This window comes from Nocardia sp. NPDC060220, from assembly GCF_042727815.1.
In the GTDB taxonomy this organism is placed as follows: domain Bacteria; phylum Actinomycetota; class Actinomycetes; order Mycobacteriales; family Mycobacteriaceae; genus Nocardia.
In genome coordinates, this window is sequence record NZ_JBHWZY010001368.1 from 1 (window position 1) to 1,101 (window position 1,101).

At 66.8% G+C, this 1,101-nt stretch carries 1 protein-coding gene; it reads right to left on the reverse strand.

Annotated elements, in window-relative coordinates:
• Positions 1–83: 83 nt before the first annotated feature.
• Positions 84–446 carry a VOC family protein gene (locus ACFWF3_RS36835; protein WP_379318872.1) on the reverse strand — a complete coding sequence of 121 codons (363 nt, stop codon included), beginning with the start codon at positions 444–446 and terminating at the stop codon, positions 84–86.
• Positions 447–1,101 lie beyond the last annotated feature (655 nt).

The window sequence follows — 1,101 nt, forward strand, 5'->3', positions numbered from 1 at the left end:
CCCGCTCAGCAACAGCGCTTACCGCCGGATCTCGCAGGCTTGGGCCCCCACAGACCGGACTGGTCCGCGGCGGACTCCAAAGATCAGCCGGCGACCAAGCAGAACGGGTTACCGGCCGGATCCAGCAGCACCCGCCACCGGTCGCCGCCCGGCTGGTGGTCCGGGCTGACCGCGCCGAGCCTCAGCGCCGACTTCTCCGCAGCGTCGAGATCCTCGACGCCGAGGTCCAGGTGGAGCTGCTGCGGCACGTCCTGACCGGGCCACCGCGGAGCCCGGTATCCCTCGACCCGTTGGAAGCCCAGGTCGCAGCCCGAACCATCGGTCAGGCCGACGAACTCGTCAGTGTCAAAGCCGAGCTGCATGCCTGTCAGCTCTTGGTAAAACCGGGCCAGAGCCCGGGGATCGGCGCAGTCCAGAGTCACGCCTCGCAGCATGGCGATCGGCATCGTCCACTCCTCGGTCATCCGTGTTCGCGGGCCGCGGGGCGGCACCCGCAGGTAGTCATCCAACCGCACTGTGGTGGCTCGGCTCCACTCCTTTTCGGGCAGCGGACAGCGCTCTTCTCGGGCTCGGTCGTGTGCGTCGTTGCACCACCGATTCGGGCCGGTGACGGCGAGCGGGACGCGCGTGGTGGGGTGCGGAGCCGAGACTGCGGAAGCTCCGCGTTCCGGCGAGTTCGGCTGACCTGTTGTTGTGGATATTACAAATGCTGGGTGCGTGAGCCCGTTGGTGTTCGGAGGTCCATTCACGGGAGTAGTGGAACTCCTCGGCCAGAATCCGGGTTGTCGCGCAACAACGAATCCAGGTCGACCACCGGGTCCGGCTACGCGGCCACCGCGCGATCATTGCCAGTGACCGCGGGCGCCCAATCCCGCGCACTGGCTCGCGCCGACCGCCCCAACTGGCGATCGTCGGCCCGATCGCGCCGAGCGGCGATCGCCTCGACCGCTCACTCGCGTTCAACATCAGCGCGCCGACGTCTGGTCATGTGCACGACACCGCGCTGGCCGCCCGAAAAGGCATTGACCTACGCCGCAGTTCGGCGTTGATATCCTTGGTGCAGCTCAGGATTGCTACGACTCTGTATTTAAGGATGGATAT

Bases quoted from the DNA above. Each gene is read 5' to 3' on its own strand.
- ACFWF3_RS36835 (WP_379318872.1), bottom strand. From the start codon at position 446: ATGCCGATCGCCATGCTGCGAGGCGTGACTCTGGACTGCGCCGATCCC.